10 protein-coding genes and 1 pseudogene are annotated in these 14,374 nt (G+C 71.5%); 6 read left to right on the forward strand and 5 right to left on the reverse strand.

Going from position 1 to position 14,374, the window contains the following annotated elements; translation table 11 throughout:
* Nucleotides 1–56: 56 nt before the first annotated feature.
* Nucleotides 57–296, reverse strand: a complete 240-nt coding sequence (locus tag AB6L24_RS35010) for a hypothetical protein (RefSeq protein WP_405662147.1) — start codon at nt 294–296, stop codon at nt 57–59.
* A complete protein-coding gene (locus AB6L24_RS35015) occupies nt 293–649 on the reverse strand; it encodes a winged helix-turn-helix domain-containing protein (protein WP_033263899.1) in 357 nt (118 codons plus the stop codon). Before AB6L24_RS35015 ends, AB6L24_RS35010 begins: the two co-directional genes overlap by 4 nt.
* A 249-nt stretch (nt 650–898) precedes the next feature.
* Here AB6L24_RS35015 and AB6L24_RS35020 point away from each other — a divergent pair, with 249 nt between their 5' ends.
* The 4 genes from AB6L24_RS35020 (at nt 899) to AB6L24_RS35035 (ending at nt 8,121) form a co-directional block, all read left to right on the forward strand.
* Nucleotides 899–3,157, forward strand: a complete 2,259-nt coding sequence (locus AB6L24_RS35020) for an MMPL family transporter (RefSeq protein ID WP_405662149.1) — start codon at nt 899–901, stop codon at nt 3,155–3,157.
* A gap of 176 nt (nt 3,158–3,333) precedes the next feature.
* On the forward strand, nt 3,334–5,382 hold the full coding sequence (locus tag AB6L24_RS35025) for an APC family permease (RefSeq protein WP_405662151.1): 2,049 nt from the start codon (nt 3,334–3,336) through the stop codon (nt 5,380–5,382).
* Nucleotides 5,383–5,535: 153 nt separating this feature from the next.
* Nucleotides 5,536–6,867 (forward strand): class I SAM-dependent RNA methyltransferase, encoded by a 1,332-nt coding sequence (locus AB6L24_RS35030; protein ID WP_405662153.1) that lies wholly within the window; start codon nt 5,536–5,538, stop codon nt 6,865–6,867.
* Between the two features lie 63 nt (nt 6,868–6,930).
* Nucleotides 6,931–8,121 (forward strand): cation:proton antiporter, encoded by a 1,191-nt coding sequence (locus AB6L24_RS35035; RefSeq protein WP_405662155.1) that lies wholly within the window; start codon nt 6,931–6,933, stop codon nt 8,119–8,121.
* 25 nt (nt 8,122–8,146) lie between these two features.
* Here AB6L24_RS35035 and AB6L24_RS35040 read toward each other — a convergent pair whose 3' ends face one another.
* From AB6L24_RS35040 to AB6L24_RS35050, 3 genes and pseudogenes are all read right to left on the reverse strand, one after another.
* Nucleotides 8,147–8,740 (reverse strand): MBL fold metallo-hydrolase, encoded by a 594-nt coding sequence (locus tag AB6L24_RS35040; RefSeq protein ID WP_405662157.1) that lies wholly within the window; start codon nt 8,738–8,740, stop codon nt 8,147–8,149.
* Nucleotides 8,737–11,597, reverse strand: a pseudogene (locus AB6L24_RS35045) (molybdopterin-dependent oxidoreductase). Before AB6L24_RS35045 ends, AB6L24_RS35040 begins: the two are co-directional and overlap by 4 nt.
* Nucleotides 11,594–12,478, reverse strand: a complete 885-nt coding sequence (locus AB6L24_RS35050) for an FAD binding domain-containing protein (RefSeq protein ID WP_405662158.1) — start codon at nt 12,476–12,478, stop codon at nt 11,594–11,596. Before AB6L24_RS35050 ends, AB6L24_RS35045 begins: the two are co-directional and overlap by 4 nt.
* Nucleotides 12,479–12,766: 288 nt before the next feature.
* Between AB6L24_RS35050 and AB6L24_RS35055 the strand changes: the two genes are divergently transcribed.
* Both AB6L24_RS35055 and AB6L24_RS35060 read left to right on the forward strand, forming a co-directional pair.
* Nucleotides 12,767–13,354, forward strand: coding sequence for a PucR family transcriptional regulator ligand-binding domain-containing protein (locus AB6L24_RS35055; RefSeq protein WP_405662161.1), 588 nt, complete (start codon nt 12,767–12,769; stop codon nt 13,352–13,354).
* Nucleotides 13,355–13,358: 4 nt separating this feature from the next.
* Nucleotides 13,359–14,363 (forward strand): PucR family transcriptional regulator, encoded by a 1,005-nt coding sequence (locus tag AB6L24_RS35060; protein ID WP_405662164.1) that lies wholly within the window; start codon nt 13,359–13,361, stop codon nt 14,361–14,363.
* Nucleotides 14,364–14,374: the final 11 nt, after the last annotated feature.

Genomic DNA, 14,374 nt, shown 5'->3' on the forward strand with positions numbered 1-14,374 from the left:
AACGGCTTCTTCACCCAGGTCGGATCCCGCGGGAGCGTCCGGGCCCGGGCGCGGGCTCACTCGACGGCGCGCAGCATGCTCTCCATGGACTGGACCCGGACGTTCAGCTCGGTGAGCTGGGTCCGTATGGCTTCCTGCTGGACCGTGACCGAGTCCAGCGCCTTGCGGTAGCCCTCCATCGCCTGCGCGTACTCGATGTCGCGCTCGCGGCTGCGCTGCGTCTGGAACTTGGCCACCGTCACGATTGCGCCGGCAAGGATCAGGAAGAAAGCGATCGGGATGATCGCGTCGCTCATTGGGGCGTCCCCTTTGGTGAGTGCTTTCCGGCTTCGCCCGTCCCGTCCGGTGGAGCGTCCGCCCCGTCGAGGCGGGCAGCCGCGAGAATCGTATCGACGTTCAACTGCACGTCAAAGGGCGCGAGTTCGAAGTACTTGAGGGCCTTGCCGTCGTCCGACAGCTCCAGCCTGCCGATCACGAGACCGGCCTTCTCCAGGCGTTCCAGATGCATGTACAGCAGGGGGCGGGAGACGCCGAGGCGGCGGGCGAGTTCGCTCACGTACAGCGGACCTGTGGCCAGCTCCGTGATGATCCGGATGCGCTGGGCGTGGCCCACGGCCGCCAGAAAGGCCAGCAGCTCCTCGCTGTTCATGGCCTGCATGGCCCGCCTTCGCGCCGTCCCGATACCCGTCGGCCAAGGCTTACGCATGGCTTGAACCACTGTCAAACCCTCCGTCGATCGGACTCTTCCGTTCCTGCGTGCCTGCTCACAGATCCCGCGTGCCTGTTCGCGGCCCCAGCCCCGTTCGATCCTGACAGTTGACGTCTCAGACCTTCACCTGTCAGTCTCAACTTACATATGAAGGACGGGAGAGTCGCTATGGCAGCGAGGGGGCCGGACATGAGGCGCGGCGCGAGGCAGTCGATGACGGTGCGGGTGGCGCGGTGGAGCGCTCTGCATCCGTGGCGGGCGATCGTCGGCTGGTTCGTGTTCGTGGTGCTGTGCCTGGGGGCGGGCATCACGGCCGGGATGAACCAGGCGACGTCGGCGGACTTCCGCGTCGGCGAGGCCGGTCGCGCGGAGGCCATGGCGGCGCGGGGCGACCTCCAGATCAAGCCCCTGGAGCAGATCCTCGTCAGTGCGAAGCCCGGTCAGCGCCTGGACGAGCGCGCCGCCGACGCGGCCGTCGAGGACGTCACCCGGCGCATGCGGGCCCTGCCCGAGGTCGACGAGGTCGCCGCGCCGGTCCGCTCCGAGGACGGCCGGGTCGTGCGGGTGCCCGTCACCCTGAAGGGCCCCGAGCAGGAGGGCAAGAAGAACGTCGTCCCGCTCCAGGCCGCGACCGAGAAGGTGCGGAAGGCCCACCCGGACGTCGTGGTGGAGGAGACCGGCGCCGCGTCCGTGAGCAAGGGCGTCAACGACCAGCGCGGCAAGGACCTGGCGTTCTCCGAGATGATCACGCTGCCGGTCACGCTGATCACGCTGGCCCTGGTGTTCGGCTCCGTCCTGATGGTCGGCGTACCGCTGCTGCTCGCCATCACCTCGATCATGGCGACCATGGGCCTGGCGATGCTCGCCTCGCACCTGCTGCCCGACACCGGCGTCGGGATGAACATGATCCTGCTCATCGGCATGGCCGTCGGCGTCGACTACACGCTCTTCTACCTCAAGCGCGAACGCGAGGAGCGGGCCCGCGCGGGCGGCAGGCTCTCCGCGGAGGCGCTGGTCGAGACCGCCGCCGCGACCGCGGGCCGCGCCATCGTGATCTCCGGGCTCGCCGTGATCGTCTCCACCGCCGCGCTCTATCTGGCCGGGGACGTCATCTTCGACTCCCTCGCCACCGGCACCATCCTGGTCGTCGCCGTCGCCGTGGTCAGCTCGGTGACCGTGCTGCCCGCGATGCTCGTCAAGCTCGGGAAGCGCGCCGAGCGCCGAGCGGAGAAGCGCCGCGCCGCGGGCAAGACCGTGCGGTCCGACATCGAGAAGAAGCCGGGCCGGGTCTGGAACGCCCTGCTCACCCCCGCCCGCAAGCGCCCCGCGCTCACGCTCTGCCTGTCCGTCCTCGTCCTGCTCGGCCTCGCGGCCCCCGCCGTGACCATGAAGCTCAAGGACCCGGCCCGGGACAGCTTCTCCCGCGAGATCCCCGCCATGCAGGGCTACGACCGGATGCTCGCCGCCTTCCCCGACCTGCGCATCCGCTACCAGGTCGTGGTCACGTCCGAGCCCGGCAAGTCCGAGCAGGTCACCGACGCCCTGCGCGCACTCGACCGCAAGGCCGCCGCCGACCCGCTCCTGGCCCGCCACGACCGCCCCGCCGTCAGGACCTCCGCCGACCGCCGCGTCAGCACCCTGGACCTGGGCGCCCCGCACGCCACGTACTCCGACAAGGCCGTCGAAGCCCTCGACCGCATCCGCGACGACTACCTGCCCGCGACCGTCGGCAAGCTCGACGGCGTCGAGAGCGCCGTCAGCGGTGACGTGCCGCGCGGCGTGGACTACGTGGACCACCAGAGCCAGAAGCTGCCGCTGGTCCTCGGGCTGCTGCTCCTGATGACGTTCGCGATGACGGTGTACGCGTTCCGGTCCGTCGTCCTCGGACTGCTCGGCGTCGGCCTGAACCTGCTGTCCGCCGCGTCCGCGCTCGGGCTGCTCGTGCTCGTCTTCCAGGGGGAGTGGGCCGAGGACCTGCTGTCCTTCGTCTCCCTGCACGGCATCTCGTCGCGTGTGCCGCTGTTCCTCTTCGTGATCCTCTTCGGGCTCTCGATGGACTACCAGGTGTTCGTCGTCAGCCGGATCCGCGAGGCCGCCCTGGACGGCGTGCCCACCCGGCAGGCCGTGATCGACGGGATCGCGGCGTCCGCCAAGGTCGTCACCAGCGCGGCCCTCGTCATGGTCACCGTCTTCGCGAGCTTCGTGATGCTGCACATCCTGGAGATGAAGCAGATGGGCTTCGTCCTCGCGGTGGCCGTCCTGCTCGACGCCTTCGTGATCCGCGTCATGATCCTGCCTGCGGCGCTGCTGCTGCTCGGCCGGGCGACGTGGTGGCCGTCGAAGGCGGTGCGGCGGGCCGAGGAGAGGCTGACCCGTGGGTACGCGGCCCCGGCCGGAGAGAGCGCGGAGCCGCCGCTGGCGGGGGCGGGAACGGCCCGCGAGCGGTGAGCGGAGACGCGGCGCGCGGCCGCGGACGCTGAGCGGGTGGACCGGTCGGTGCGAGCACGCCGACCGGTCCACCCACCCACCTTTTGAACATCTCTTTAATCTTCTCCCCAGAAGCTCTTGACAGGACCGGGGTACTGGGTGGGCGACGTGCTGACGGAGCGCTTACGATCCTCTGCGTGTCCAAACTGACCGACGTGCCCAAACGGATCCTCATCGGGCGCGCACTGCGCAGCGACCGGCTCGGAGAAACGCTCCTGCCGAAGCGCATCGCCCTCCCCGTGTTCGCGTCCGACCCGCTGTCCTCCGTCGCGTACGCGCCCGGCGAGGTGCTGCTCGTCCTGTCCGTCGCGGGCGTCTCGGCCTACCACTTCAGCCCCTGGATCGCCGTCGCGGTCGTCGTGCTGATGTTCACGGTCGTCGCCTCGTACCGCCAGAACGTGCACGCGTACCCGAGCGGCGGCGGCGACTACGAGGTCGCCAACACCAACCTCGGGCCCAAGGCCGGACTGACCGTCGCGAGCGCGCTGCTCGTCGACTACGTCCTGACCGTGGCCGTGTCGATCTCCTCGGGCATCGAGAACCTGGGCTCGGCGGTCCCGTTCGTCGTGGAGCACAAGGTGCTCTGCGCGGTCGGCGTCATCGTCCTGTTGACCCTCATGAACCTGCGCGGCGTGAAGGAGTCCGGCAAGCTCTTCGCGATCCCGACGTACGTCTTCGTGGTCGGCGTCTTCCTCATGATCGCGTGGGGCGCCTACCGGGGCCTGATCCTCGACGACACCATGAAGGCCCCGACGGCCGACTTCGAGATCAAGGCCGAGCACGAGGGCCTCGCCGGCTTCGCCATGGTCTTCCTGCTCCTGCGGGCCTTCTCCTCCGGCTGTGCCGCCCTCACCGGCGTCGAGGCGATCAGCAACGGCGTGCCCGCCTTCCGCAAGCCCAAGTCGAAGAACGCCGCGTCGACGCTCGCCCTGATGGGCGCGCTCGCCGTGACCATGTTCTGCGGCATCATCGGCCTCGCCATGGCGACGGACGTCAAGATGGCCGAGAAGCCCGCCAAGGACCTCCTGGAGAACGGCGTCCCGCTCGGCGGCGACTACGTCCAGAACCCGGTGATCTCCCAGGTCGCCGAGGCGGTCTTCGGCGACGGCAGCTTCCTCTTCATCGTCCTCGCCGCGGCCACCGCGCTGGTCCTCTTCCTCGCCGCGAACACGGCGTACAACGGCTTCCCGCTGCTCGGCTCGATCCTCGCGCAGGACCGCTATCTGCCGCGCCAGCTGCACACCCGAGGCGACCGCCTCGCCTTCTCCAACGGCATCGTGCTGCTCGCGGGCGCCGCGGCCATGCTCGTCTGGATCTACGGGGCGGACTCGACCCGCCTGATCCAGCTCTACATCGTCGGCGTCTTCGTCTCCTTCACGCTCAGCCAGATCGGCATGGTCCGGCACTGGAACCGCCACCTGGCCACCGAGCGCGACCCGGGCAAGCGCCGCCACATGATCCGCTCCCGCGGGATCAACGCCTTCGGCGCCTTCTTCACCGGCCTGGTCCTGATCGTCGTCCTCGTCACGAAGTTCACGCACGGCGCCTGGGTGGCGCTGCTCGGCATGGTCATCTTCTACGCGACGATGACCGCGATCCGCCGCCACTACGACCGCGTCGCCCACGAGATCGCGGCCGCCGAGGGCCCCTCCGACGACAGCGTCCGCCCCTCCCGCGTGCACTCCATCGTCCTCGTCTCCAAGATCCACAAGCCCACGCTGCGGGCCCTCGCGTTCGCCAAGCTGATGCGCACGGACACTCTGGAGGCGTTGAGCGTCAACGTCGACCCGGCCGAGACCAAGGCCCTGCGCGACGAGTGGGAGCGCCGCAACATCAGCGTGCCCCTGAAGGTCCTCGACTCGCCCTACCGCGAGGTCACCCGCCCGGTCATCGAGTACGTGAAGTCGCTGCGCCGGGAGAGTCCGCGCGACGCGGTCAGCGTGATCATCCCCGAGTACGTGGTGGGCCACTGGTACGAGCACCTGCTGCACAACCAGAGCGCACTCCGTCTCAAGGGCCGTCTCCTGTTCACCCCCGGAGTCATGGTCACCTCCGTCCCCTACCAGCTGGAGTCCTCCGAGGCCGCGAAGCGGCGGGCGCGCAGGCGCCAGGAGTGGAACGCGCCGGGGTCGGTGCGGAGGGGGCCGGTGGAGAAGCGGGCGAGGGAGACGAGCAAGAAGGGGTGAGCGCGCGGCCCTCCCTGGCGAGCGGTCCGCGAAGGGCAACGTAGACTGGTGGGCTGTCGTCCGGCCGTCCGTTTTCTCGATGTTCTCGACGCCGCCGACCACTGTCCTTACCTCGTGCGTTCCTTACCTCTTACGTTGTGGAGTCACCCCGCCATGCAGGCTGAACCGAAGAACTCTCTGGTGGGCGAGGAGTACGAGGTCGAGGTCGGACCGGTCGCGCACGGCGGGCACTGCGTCGCCCGTACGGCCGAGGGCCAGGTCCTTTTCGTACGGCACGCGCTGCCCGGCGAGAAGGTCGTCGCGCGCGTGACGGAGGGCGAGGAGGGCGCACGCTTCCTGCGGGCCGACGCCGTGACGATCCTGGACGCCTCCAAGGACCGCGTCGAGGCCCCCTGCCCCTACGCCGGGCCCGGCCGCTGTGGCGGCTGCGACTGGCAGCACGCGAAGCCGGGCGCGCAGCGCCGCCTCAAGGGCGAGGTGATCGCCGAACAGCTCAAGCGCCTTGCCGGGCTCACGCCGGAGGAGGCCGGCTGGGACGGCACGGTCATGCCCGCCGAGGGCGACAAGCTCCCCGCCGGCGAGGTCCCGTCCTGGCGGACCCGCGTCCAGTACGCGGTGGACCCCTCCTCCGGCCGGGCGGGCCTGCGCCGCCACCGCTCGCACGAGGTGGAGCCGGTCGACCACTGCATGATCGCGGCGGAGGGCGTCACCGAGCTGGGCGTCGAACGGCGTGACTGGCCGGGGATGGCCTCGGTCGAGGCGATCGCGGCGACGGGTTCGCAGGACCGTCAGGTCATCCTGACCCCGCGCCCCGGCGCCCGCCTCCCCCTGGTCGAACTGGACAAGCCGGTCTCGGTCCTGCGCGTCGAGGAGAAGGACGGCGGCGTGCACCGCGTCCACGGCCGCCCCTTCGTCCGCGAACGCGCCGACGGCCGCACGTACCGCGTGGGCAACGGCGGCTTCTGGCAGGTCCACCCGAAGGCGGCGGACACCCTGGTGACCGCGGTCATGCAGGGCCTGTTCCCGCGCAAGGGCGAGACGGCGCTCGACCTCTACTGCGGCGTGGGCCTCTTCGCGGGCGCCATCGCCGACCGCGTCGGCGACGAGGGCGCCGTCCTCGGCATCGAGTCCGGCAAACGCGCCGTCGAGGACGCCCGCCACAACCTCGCCTCCTTCGACCGCGTCCGCATCGAACAGGGCAAGGTCGAATCGGTCCTCCCGCGCACCGGCATCACCGAGGTCGACGTCATCGTCCTCGACCCGCCGCGCGCGGGCGCGGGCAAGGCGACGGTGCGGCACCTGGCGGGGCTGGGGGCGCGGCGGATCGCGTACGTGGCTTGCGATCCGGCTGCGCTGGCTCGGGACTTGGGGTATTTCCGGGAGGGGGGGTACAAGGTGCGGATGCTTCGGGCGTTCGATCTTTTCCCTATGACGCATCATGTGGAGTGTGTGGCGATTCTGGAGCCCGTCCAAAAGGGTCGCTGACCTGGCGGACCCGCCCCGTGCGGCACCCCGGCCCAACGGCTTCCGCCTGCGACCATACCCCCCGTGATTGCATCGATCGTCGCCGTCGCCGCCACCCTCGTCGTCTGGTCGTTGTTGGCTGAGAAGTTTGAGGAGTGGCGGTTCACCGCGCCGGTTGTTGTGGTGGTGGCGGGGGTCGTGGTCGGGCTTGCTGTGCGGGACAGCGTGGGGGAGACGCTCAATACGCATGCGGCGCTGCGGGCGGCTGAGATCACGTTGGCTGTGTTGTTGTTCGTTGATGCGGCTGATGTTCGTGGGGGGATGTTCGGGCGGCATCCTGGGGTCGCGTTGCGGGTGTTGTTGATCGGGTTGCCGTTGAGTCTGGGGCTTGCCGTGGGGGTGGGGGCCTGGTTGCTGCCGGGGGTGGGGTGGCCGTTGTTGTTGGTGATCGCCTGTGTCGTGATGCCCAGTGACTTCGCGCCCGCGCAGGCGATTCTGCGGGATCGGCGGCTGCCGGCTCGGGTGCGGGACGTGCTCAATGTGGAGGGCGGGTACAACGACGGGATCGTGTCGCCGGTCTTTCTCTTCGCGTTGGTTCTCGCGGGGCATGCCACGAGCGGGCGGAGCGCGGGGGACGCGCTCGGGACGGCCGCGCCTTCCGCCGTGAAGGCGGTTCTCGTGGGGCTCGCGCTCGGGGCCTTGCTGGGGTTCTGCGTCAATCGGGCCGAGCGGGCCGGGTTCATGAGTGCTCAGGCCAAGCGGTTGGTTCTTGTCGCTGCGCCCTTGTTGGCCTATGGGTGTGCCGTGGGGGTGGGCGGGAACGGGTTTGTTGCTTCCTTCCTGTGCGGGTTCGTCTTTCATGCTGTACGGCGTACTGAGGAGACTCAGCGCGAGATGCAGTTGATTGACGACGTCGGGTTTCTGCTCGGGGTCGTCATGTGGTTCGTTTTCGGGACGACCGCTGTGTTCGCCCTGTGGGGTGGTGTCGAGTGGGAGCTCGTGCTGTTCTGTGCGGCTGCCTTGACCGTGGTGCGGATCGTGCCCGTGATGCTTTCGCTCATCGGGTCGGGGGTGCCCGTCCGGGAGGGGTTTCTCATCGGGTGGCTCGGGCCGCGCGGGACCACCTCCATCGTGTTCGGGCTGCTCGCCTTCAATGAGCTGAGCCTCGACGACGACTCCGTCCTCGTGCTGACGGTTCTGGTGATCACTGTGCTCGGCAGTGTCGCGCTGCACGGCCTCGGGTCTCCCGTCACCGCGCGGAAGTATCGGCAGTAGCGGACGTATCGGCAGGAGGCGGCGGCTACAGCGGGGTCGTGTCGTCCGGCGTGAACGGTGCGCCGTGGCCCGGGACGATCACGTCCGCCGTGTCGCGTACGCGGATCCGGGACGCGCGCAGGACCTCGCGGTCGGGGGCCACCGGGTCGTCCGCCGGTCCCGCCGAGTGCCACCAGAGGTCTCCCGCGAACGCGATCACGCCGGAGGCGGTCCCCGCGAGGAGCGTGATGTCCTCGGGGCTGTGGCCGGGGGTGCGGATCAGGCGGAGGGACGGGGTGAGTTCGTGGCCTTCGGCGTCCCGGTTCGTCCAGGTGTTGTTCTGGTACTCCACCTTGTGGTCGTGGATGCGGGCCTGGGGGAACAGGCCTACGTTGAGGGTGTTGTCGGGGTGGTGGTGGCTGAGGATCACGTCGGTGATGTCCTCGGGGGCGAGGCCCAGTTCGGCCAGGGGGCCGAGGATGTCGTCGCGGCTCGCGACCATGCCCGGGTCGAAGACGATGTGGCGGCCCGCGTCGCTGATGTAGGACACGGTCGCGGCGACACCGGGGCCCGTGGAGCCCACGTAACCGGTGGTCAGGACCTTGTAGGTGGCGGTGCGGCCGAGCTGTGTGTTCGTCATGGCCTTGATTCTTCCGAGGTCCGTCGGTCCCCACGAGTGGCACGTCTGCCTGTGATCGCAGGATTTGTGCCAAGGGTGGCGGAGGACAGGGTCAGCCACACCCGGTCGCGTGTCACGGGGAGGCTGTGAAGCGGGTGCCTGTCGCGTCGCGCAGGGCGTTCGTCAGGGCCGGAGCCACCGGGTTGAAGGGGCTCTCGCTCATGGACTTGGCGCCCAGGGGGCCGATCGCGTCCCTGGTCCGCGTGAAGTGCACCTCGGTGCGGGGGACGTCCGCGTACTGGGGGAGGCGGTAGCGGCGGAAGGCGGCCGTGGTGACCTCGCCGCGGTCGTCGACGCGTACCTCCTCGAAGAGGGTCGCGCCGAGGGCCTGGGCGACACCTCCCTCCACCTGGCCGCGGCACTGCATCGGATTCATCACCTGGCCCGCGTCCGCCGCGTGCACGCTGCGCAGGACGCGGATCTCGCCCGTGCCGGGGTCCACGGCCACCTTGAACCAGTGCGCGTTGAACGCCACCGAGCGCGGGGAGCCGCCCCAGTGGCCCTCGGCGGAGAGTTCGGCCTCGGCGCCCGACGCCCGGGCCGCCTCGTGGAGTTCCTTGAGGGTGACCGTGCGGCCCGCGCAGTCGACGGCCTCCGCGCCCAGGTGGCACAGGTGGCGGGCCACCCCGGTGTGCCGGGCCGCGAACGTGCGGAGGCGTTCGGCGAGCGCCGTCGCCGCGAGCAGCACCGCCTTGCCCGCCACCACCCTCCCCGTCGAGCCGAAGGCGCCCGTGTCATGACGTACGACATCCGTGTCCGACTGACGGATCGTCACCCGGTCCTCCGTGGTCCGCAGCGCGCCCGCGGTGATCTGCTGGTGGACCGTGGTGGTGCCGTTGCCGAACTCCGCCGTCCCCACGGCCACTTGGTACGTTCCGTCGGGGCGCAGCGACACGCGGGCGTCGGCGAAGTGGCCGCCGGGCGGACCCGTCGCGATCATCGCCAGGGCCGCGCCCTGCCCGACCAGCCAGCCCTCGGGCGGCGCCGGAGCGGTGCCCGGGTCCGCCGCCATCGCCTCGCGTACGACCGCCAGGCACTGGTCGAGGCCGTACGACGCGATGTGCAGGTCCTCCTCCTCGCCGATGGGGCTCAGCATCGGCTCGCCGGGGCCGATGACGTTGCGTTCGCGGACCGTGAGCGGGTCCAGGTCCAGGCGGCGGGCCAGCTCGTCGAGCAGGGACTCGACGGCGAAGGTGACCTGGCCGAGGCCGTAGCCCCGGAAGGCGCCCGCGGGCACGCAGTTGGTGTAGACGGAGTACGCGTCGACCTTCTTGTGCGGGGCGCGGTACATGGCCATCGACTCGCCCACGCTGTGGAACATCACCGCCGGGCCGTGATTGCCGTACGCGCCCGTGTTCGCCACCACCCGGTAGTGGAACGCCGTCAGCGTGCCGTCCGCGCGGGCGCCGAGCTTGATCGTGACCTTGAACGGGTGCCGGGTCGTGGCGCCGTGGAACTGCTCGGCCCGCGTGTACTCCAGCTTCACCGGCCGCCGCAGGCGCAGCGCCGCCAGCGTCACGACGTCCTCCGTCAGCATCTCCTGCTTGCCGCCGAACCCGCCGCCGACCCGGCCCGCGACCACCCGGACCCCGTCCTCCGGCAAGTCGTACAGCGCGCACAGCGCCCGCCGCGTCAGGAAGGGCGTCTGCGTGGACGAGCGGACCGTGAGCCGCTCCCCGGTGCCGCCCCCGCCACCGTCATCGCACCTTGGCTCGAAGTACGCCACACAGCCGTGCGTCTCCAGGCTCGCGTGCTGCACGCGCTGCGTACGGAACGTCTCCTCGATGACGATGTCCGCCTCCGCGAAGCCCCGCTCCACGTCGCCGATCTCGCCGTGCACCTCGCCCACCACGTTGTCCGCCGCCCGCGCGATGCGCGAGTCCGCGCCCTTGTCGCCGTGCAGGGCCGGGGCGCCCGGCCGCATCGCCTCCTCGGGGTCCACGACGTGGGGGAGCAGCTCGTACGTCACCTCCACGCGTCGGCAGCCCTCCTCCGCCGCCTGCTCGCTGTCCGCGACGACGGCCGCGACGCGCTGGCCCACGTACCGGACCGTGTCGTCGAGGACGCGGGTGTCGTCGGGGTCCTCCGTGGGGTGCTCGTGGCGGGCCGACGAGTACAGGCGGTCCGGGGCGTCCTCGTGGGTGAGGACGGCGTGCACGCCCGGGACACCGAGGGCGGCGCTCTTGTCGACGGCCAGGACGCGGGCGTGCGGGTGCGGGGAGCGGACGAGCTTCATGTGCAGGAGGCCCGGTACGTCGACGTCGAAGGTGTAGCGCGCGCTGCCGGTGACCACCTGGGGGCCCGCGGGGGCGCCGAGGTTGCGGCCGACGGCCTCACCGGCGCCCGGGCGTTCGGTGTGCGTGACGCCGCGCACGGCGTCCTCGATGGCGCGATAGCCCGTGCAGCGGCACAGATTGCCCTTGAAGGCGCGCGGCAGGTCGTCGAGCTTGCCGTCGTCGTGCGCGGTGCCGCGCTCGGCCTCCAGGGCGGCCGTGGTCATCAGGAATCCGGCGGTGCAGAAGCCGCACTGGAAGCCCTGCGCGTCGAGGAACCGCCGCTGCACCGGGTGGAGTTCGCCGTCCGGCGCCGCGAGGCCCTCGACCGTCGTGACCTCGCGGTCGGCCGCCCGTACCGCCGGATAGACGCAGCTGTGCACGGGCTCGCCGTCCACATGCACCGTGCAGGCGCCGCAGTCCCCGGCGTCGCAGCCCTTCTTCACGCCGAACCAGCCCTGCTCGCGCAGATAGGTGCGCAGGCACTGGCCGGGGCGCGGATCCGTGGTGCTGGGGCGGCCGTTGACCTGGAGGTGGAAGGTCATCGGGAGGTCTCCTCGGTGCGGGTGGCGGTGGTGGGGTTCGTGGTGCGGGTGGCGGTCGTCTCCGGCCGCGCCCGCTCAAGTTCGCGGCGTATCTCCTCGGCGAACCGGAACGCCATGTGCCGCCGCCACTCCGGCAGTCCGTGGATGTCGTCGAACCACTCGTCGTCGCCGACCGCCGCGGCCAGCGCCGCCCGCAGCCCCGCCGCGTCCGGCACCAGCGGGAACCAGAGCCGGACCGGCCGCACCGTCGCCGCCGTCACGGTCACCGCCAGCGAGCCGTCCGCCGGGTCGAGGGCGCCGATGACCAGCGCGCCGGAGCGGCCGAGGCCGTACAGCGACGCCTGCCGGAACGCGGTGCGGCAGCGCAGGGCGCGGGCGGGCAGGGTGACCGAGCGCAGCAACTCGCCCTCGGCCAGGACCGTGCGGCCCGCGCCGGCGACGAAGTCCGCCGCGGGGACGGTACGCGCCGCGCCCGTCTGCGGCCGCAGCAGACAGGTGCCGTCCAGCGCGGCGGTCAGCGAGATCATCGGCCCGGCCGGAAGGCCGTTGCAGAGGTTGCCGCCGACGGTCGCCATGTTCCAGATCTTGAACGAGGCGAGGAAGGCGCGGCAGCACTCCTCGAAGAGCGGCGCCGCCGGTGCGGCCAAGGTCGCGGCGAAGCGGTACAGGGTGGCGATGGTGCAGGTCGCCGCGATCTCCAGGGCGCCGTCCGGCCGGAGTACGACCGGCTCCCAGCCCGTCCGGCTCAGGTCCACGAGGCGGCGCAGGTGCGGCTGCGGTTCGGAGAAGAGGTACGTTCCGCCGCCGAGCCAGGCGTCGCCCGGCCGCCAGGGTTCGCGGTGCCGCGCGTCCCGTACGTCGAGCACGGTGTTCAGATCCACGGCTCCCCCTGTCGTGCGCTCACGGCTCCCCCTGTCCTCGGCCCGCCCGTCGCCTTCCGGCCACGGTCGGCGGGCGTTCCGGCCATCGGCTGTCCTCAGTGAAGCCCGCGGGGCGGGACGCGGACCACTGGTCCCGTACACGAAAAACACCGGACCCGCGGGGTGCTCCTTGTGTGTTCAACCAAGAGGCGTTCTGCTCGAACACCTGGGCATTTACGATGATGCTTCTCGTATTCGCCTCGTGAATGTGAGATGCGGGCCGTCCCGCAGCCGCGCAAGGAGCACCGCATGCACGTCGACCACCTCCGCCAGCTCGACAGCCTCGGCATCACCCTCGTCTGGGGCGAGGAGCACCTGCTCGGCCGGGAGATCAGCGGGGTCACCGCCACCGATCTGGAGGACCCGGCGCGGTTCCTGCGGCCCGGCGAGATCGTCCTCACCGGGCTCGTGTGGTGGCACCCGGACGACGGCCGCGCCAAGGCCGAGCGGTTCGTCGCCGCCCTGAGCGCGGGCGGCGCGGTCGCCCTCCTCGCCGGGGAGGAGACCCACGGCGCCGTCCCCGCCGACCTCGTCGACGCCTGCCGCGCGCACCGCGTGCCGCTGCTCTCCGTGCCCGCGCGCACCAGCTTCCGCGCCGTCACCGAAGCGGTGTACCTCCGGCAGTGGGGGGGACCTGAGCCGCCTCCCCGCGCCGCACCACGCCCTGCCGGAGAACGTACGCGGCGAACTCGGCCGTCTCCTGGAGCGCGGCGCGGGCCCGGCCGAACTCCTGGAGAGCGCCTTCGCCCACCTCGGCACACCGCCCTGCCACCTCCTGACGAGCACCGGCCGCACCGTCGCCCGCACCTCGTCGGCCCCCGCCCTGTCCGCACGTGAGGCGGTGCGGCTGCTGCGCTCCGCTTCCGGCACCACGCTGCGCGTCCAGGCCGACGCCACCGCGTACGACGCCTGGCAGCTGCACCTGCCGGACGCGGACGCCGCGCCGCCCCGCGTCCTGCACGAGATGGCCGAGGTGCTCGCCCAGCACCGCCACCACCACGACCGCCGTCGTGCCGCCCGCGCCCGGGCCCACGAAACGCTCGTCGACCTGGTCGTCCGGGCCGACGCCGGGGCACCGGACACGGACGCGCTGGCCGACGCGCTGCGGGCCTGCGGGCTTCCGGGGCGGGGGAGTTATCGGGTGGTGGTCGCGGGAGCGGGTGCGTCGCGTGCCGCCGCCGGGGTCGCTCCGCCCGGTCCCCGCCTCGCCCTCAACGCCCTCGCCGAAGCCACGCGCCACCTCACGTCCGCGCCCTTCGCGGTGGCGGAACGCCCGGGCGTCGGGGCGGTCGCGATCGTCCCGGTCGACGCCGGGGCCGACGGCGATGGGGGGGAGGGGCGCGCGTCCCGCGACGGGTTCCGGGACGTGTGGCCGCTGCTCCAGGCCTGTCGGCCGGACACCGCCCTGCACGCGGGCATCAGCACCCTGATCCCGGACCCTGCCGGTCTCGGCCGGGGCGTCGTCCAGGCCCGCTACGCCCTGGCGGGAGCGAGGACCACCGCACCGGCGGCCGCCGGGCCGGAGGCCTCAGCCGTCATGGCCGTCGACGACCTCTCCACCCTGGAGTCCCTGCTCGCCGGAGTCCCCCACGACGTACGCGCGGCGTATCTGAGCAGCACCCTGGGCCCGCTCCTCGGCGAGGCACGGGCGTCGCACGGCGTGCTCCTGGAGACGCTGGAGGTGTTCCTCGGCCACAACGGCTCCTGGGCCCGCACCGCCAAGGCCCTGCAGCTGCACGTGAACACCGTCCACTACCGCATCCAGCGCGTGGAGGCCCTCACCGGCCGCGACCTGTCCCGCCTCGACCACAAGCTGGACCTGCGGGCCGCCCTGCTCTGCCGCTGAGACGCGGACGG

The sequence above is a fragment of the Streptomyces sp. RK9 genome (genome assembly GCF_045070545.1).
GTDB classification, from domain to species: domain Bacteria; phylum Actinomycetota; class Actinomycetes; order Streptomycetales; family Streptomycetaceae; genus Streptomyces; species Streptomyces alboflavus.

Coding starts and splice junctions, on each gene's coding strand:
- AB6L24_RS35010 (WP_405662147.1), bottom strand. CDS start 296: ATGAGCGACGCGATCATCCCGATCGCTTTCTTCCTGATCCTTGCCGGC.
- AB6L24_RS35015 (WP_033263899.1), bottom strand. CDS start 649: ATGAACAGCGAGGAGCTGCTGGCCTTTCTGGCGGCCGTGGGCCACGCC.
- AB6L24_RS35020 (WP_405662149.1), top strand. CDS start 899: ATGAGGCGCGGCGCGAGGCAGTCGATGACGGTGCGGGTGGCGCGGTGG.
- AB6L24_RS35030 (WP_405662153.1), top strand. CDS start 5,536: ATGCAGGCTGAACCGAAGAACTCTCTGGTGGGCGAGGAGTACGAGGTC.
- AB6L24_RS35040 (WP_405662157.1), bottom strand. CDS start 8,740: ATGACGAACACACAGCTCGGCCGCACCGCCACCTACAAGGTCCTGACC.
- AB6L24_RS35055 (WP_405662161.1), top strand. CDS start 12,767: ATGCACGTCGACCACCTCCGCCAGCTCGACAGCCTCGGCATCACCCTC.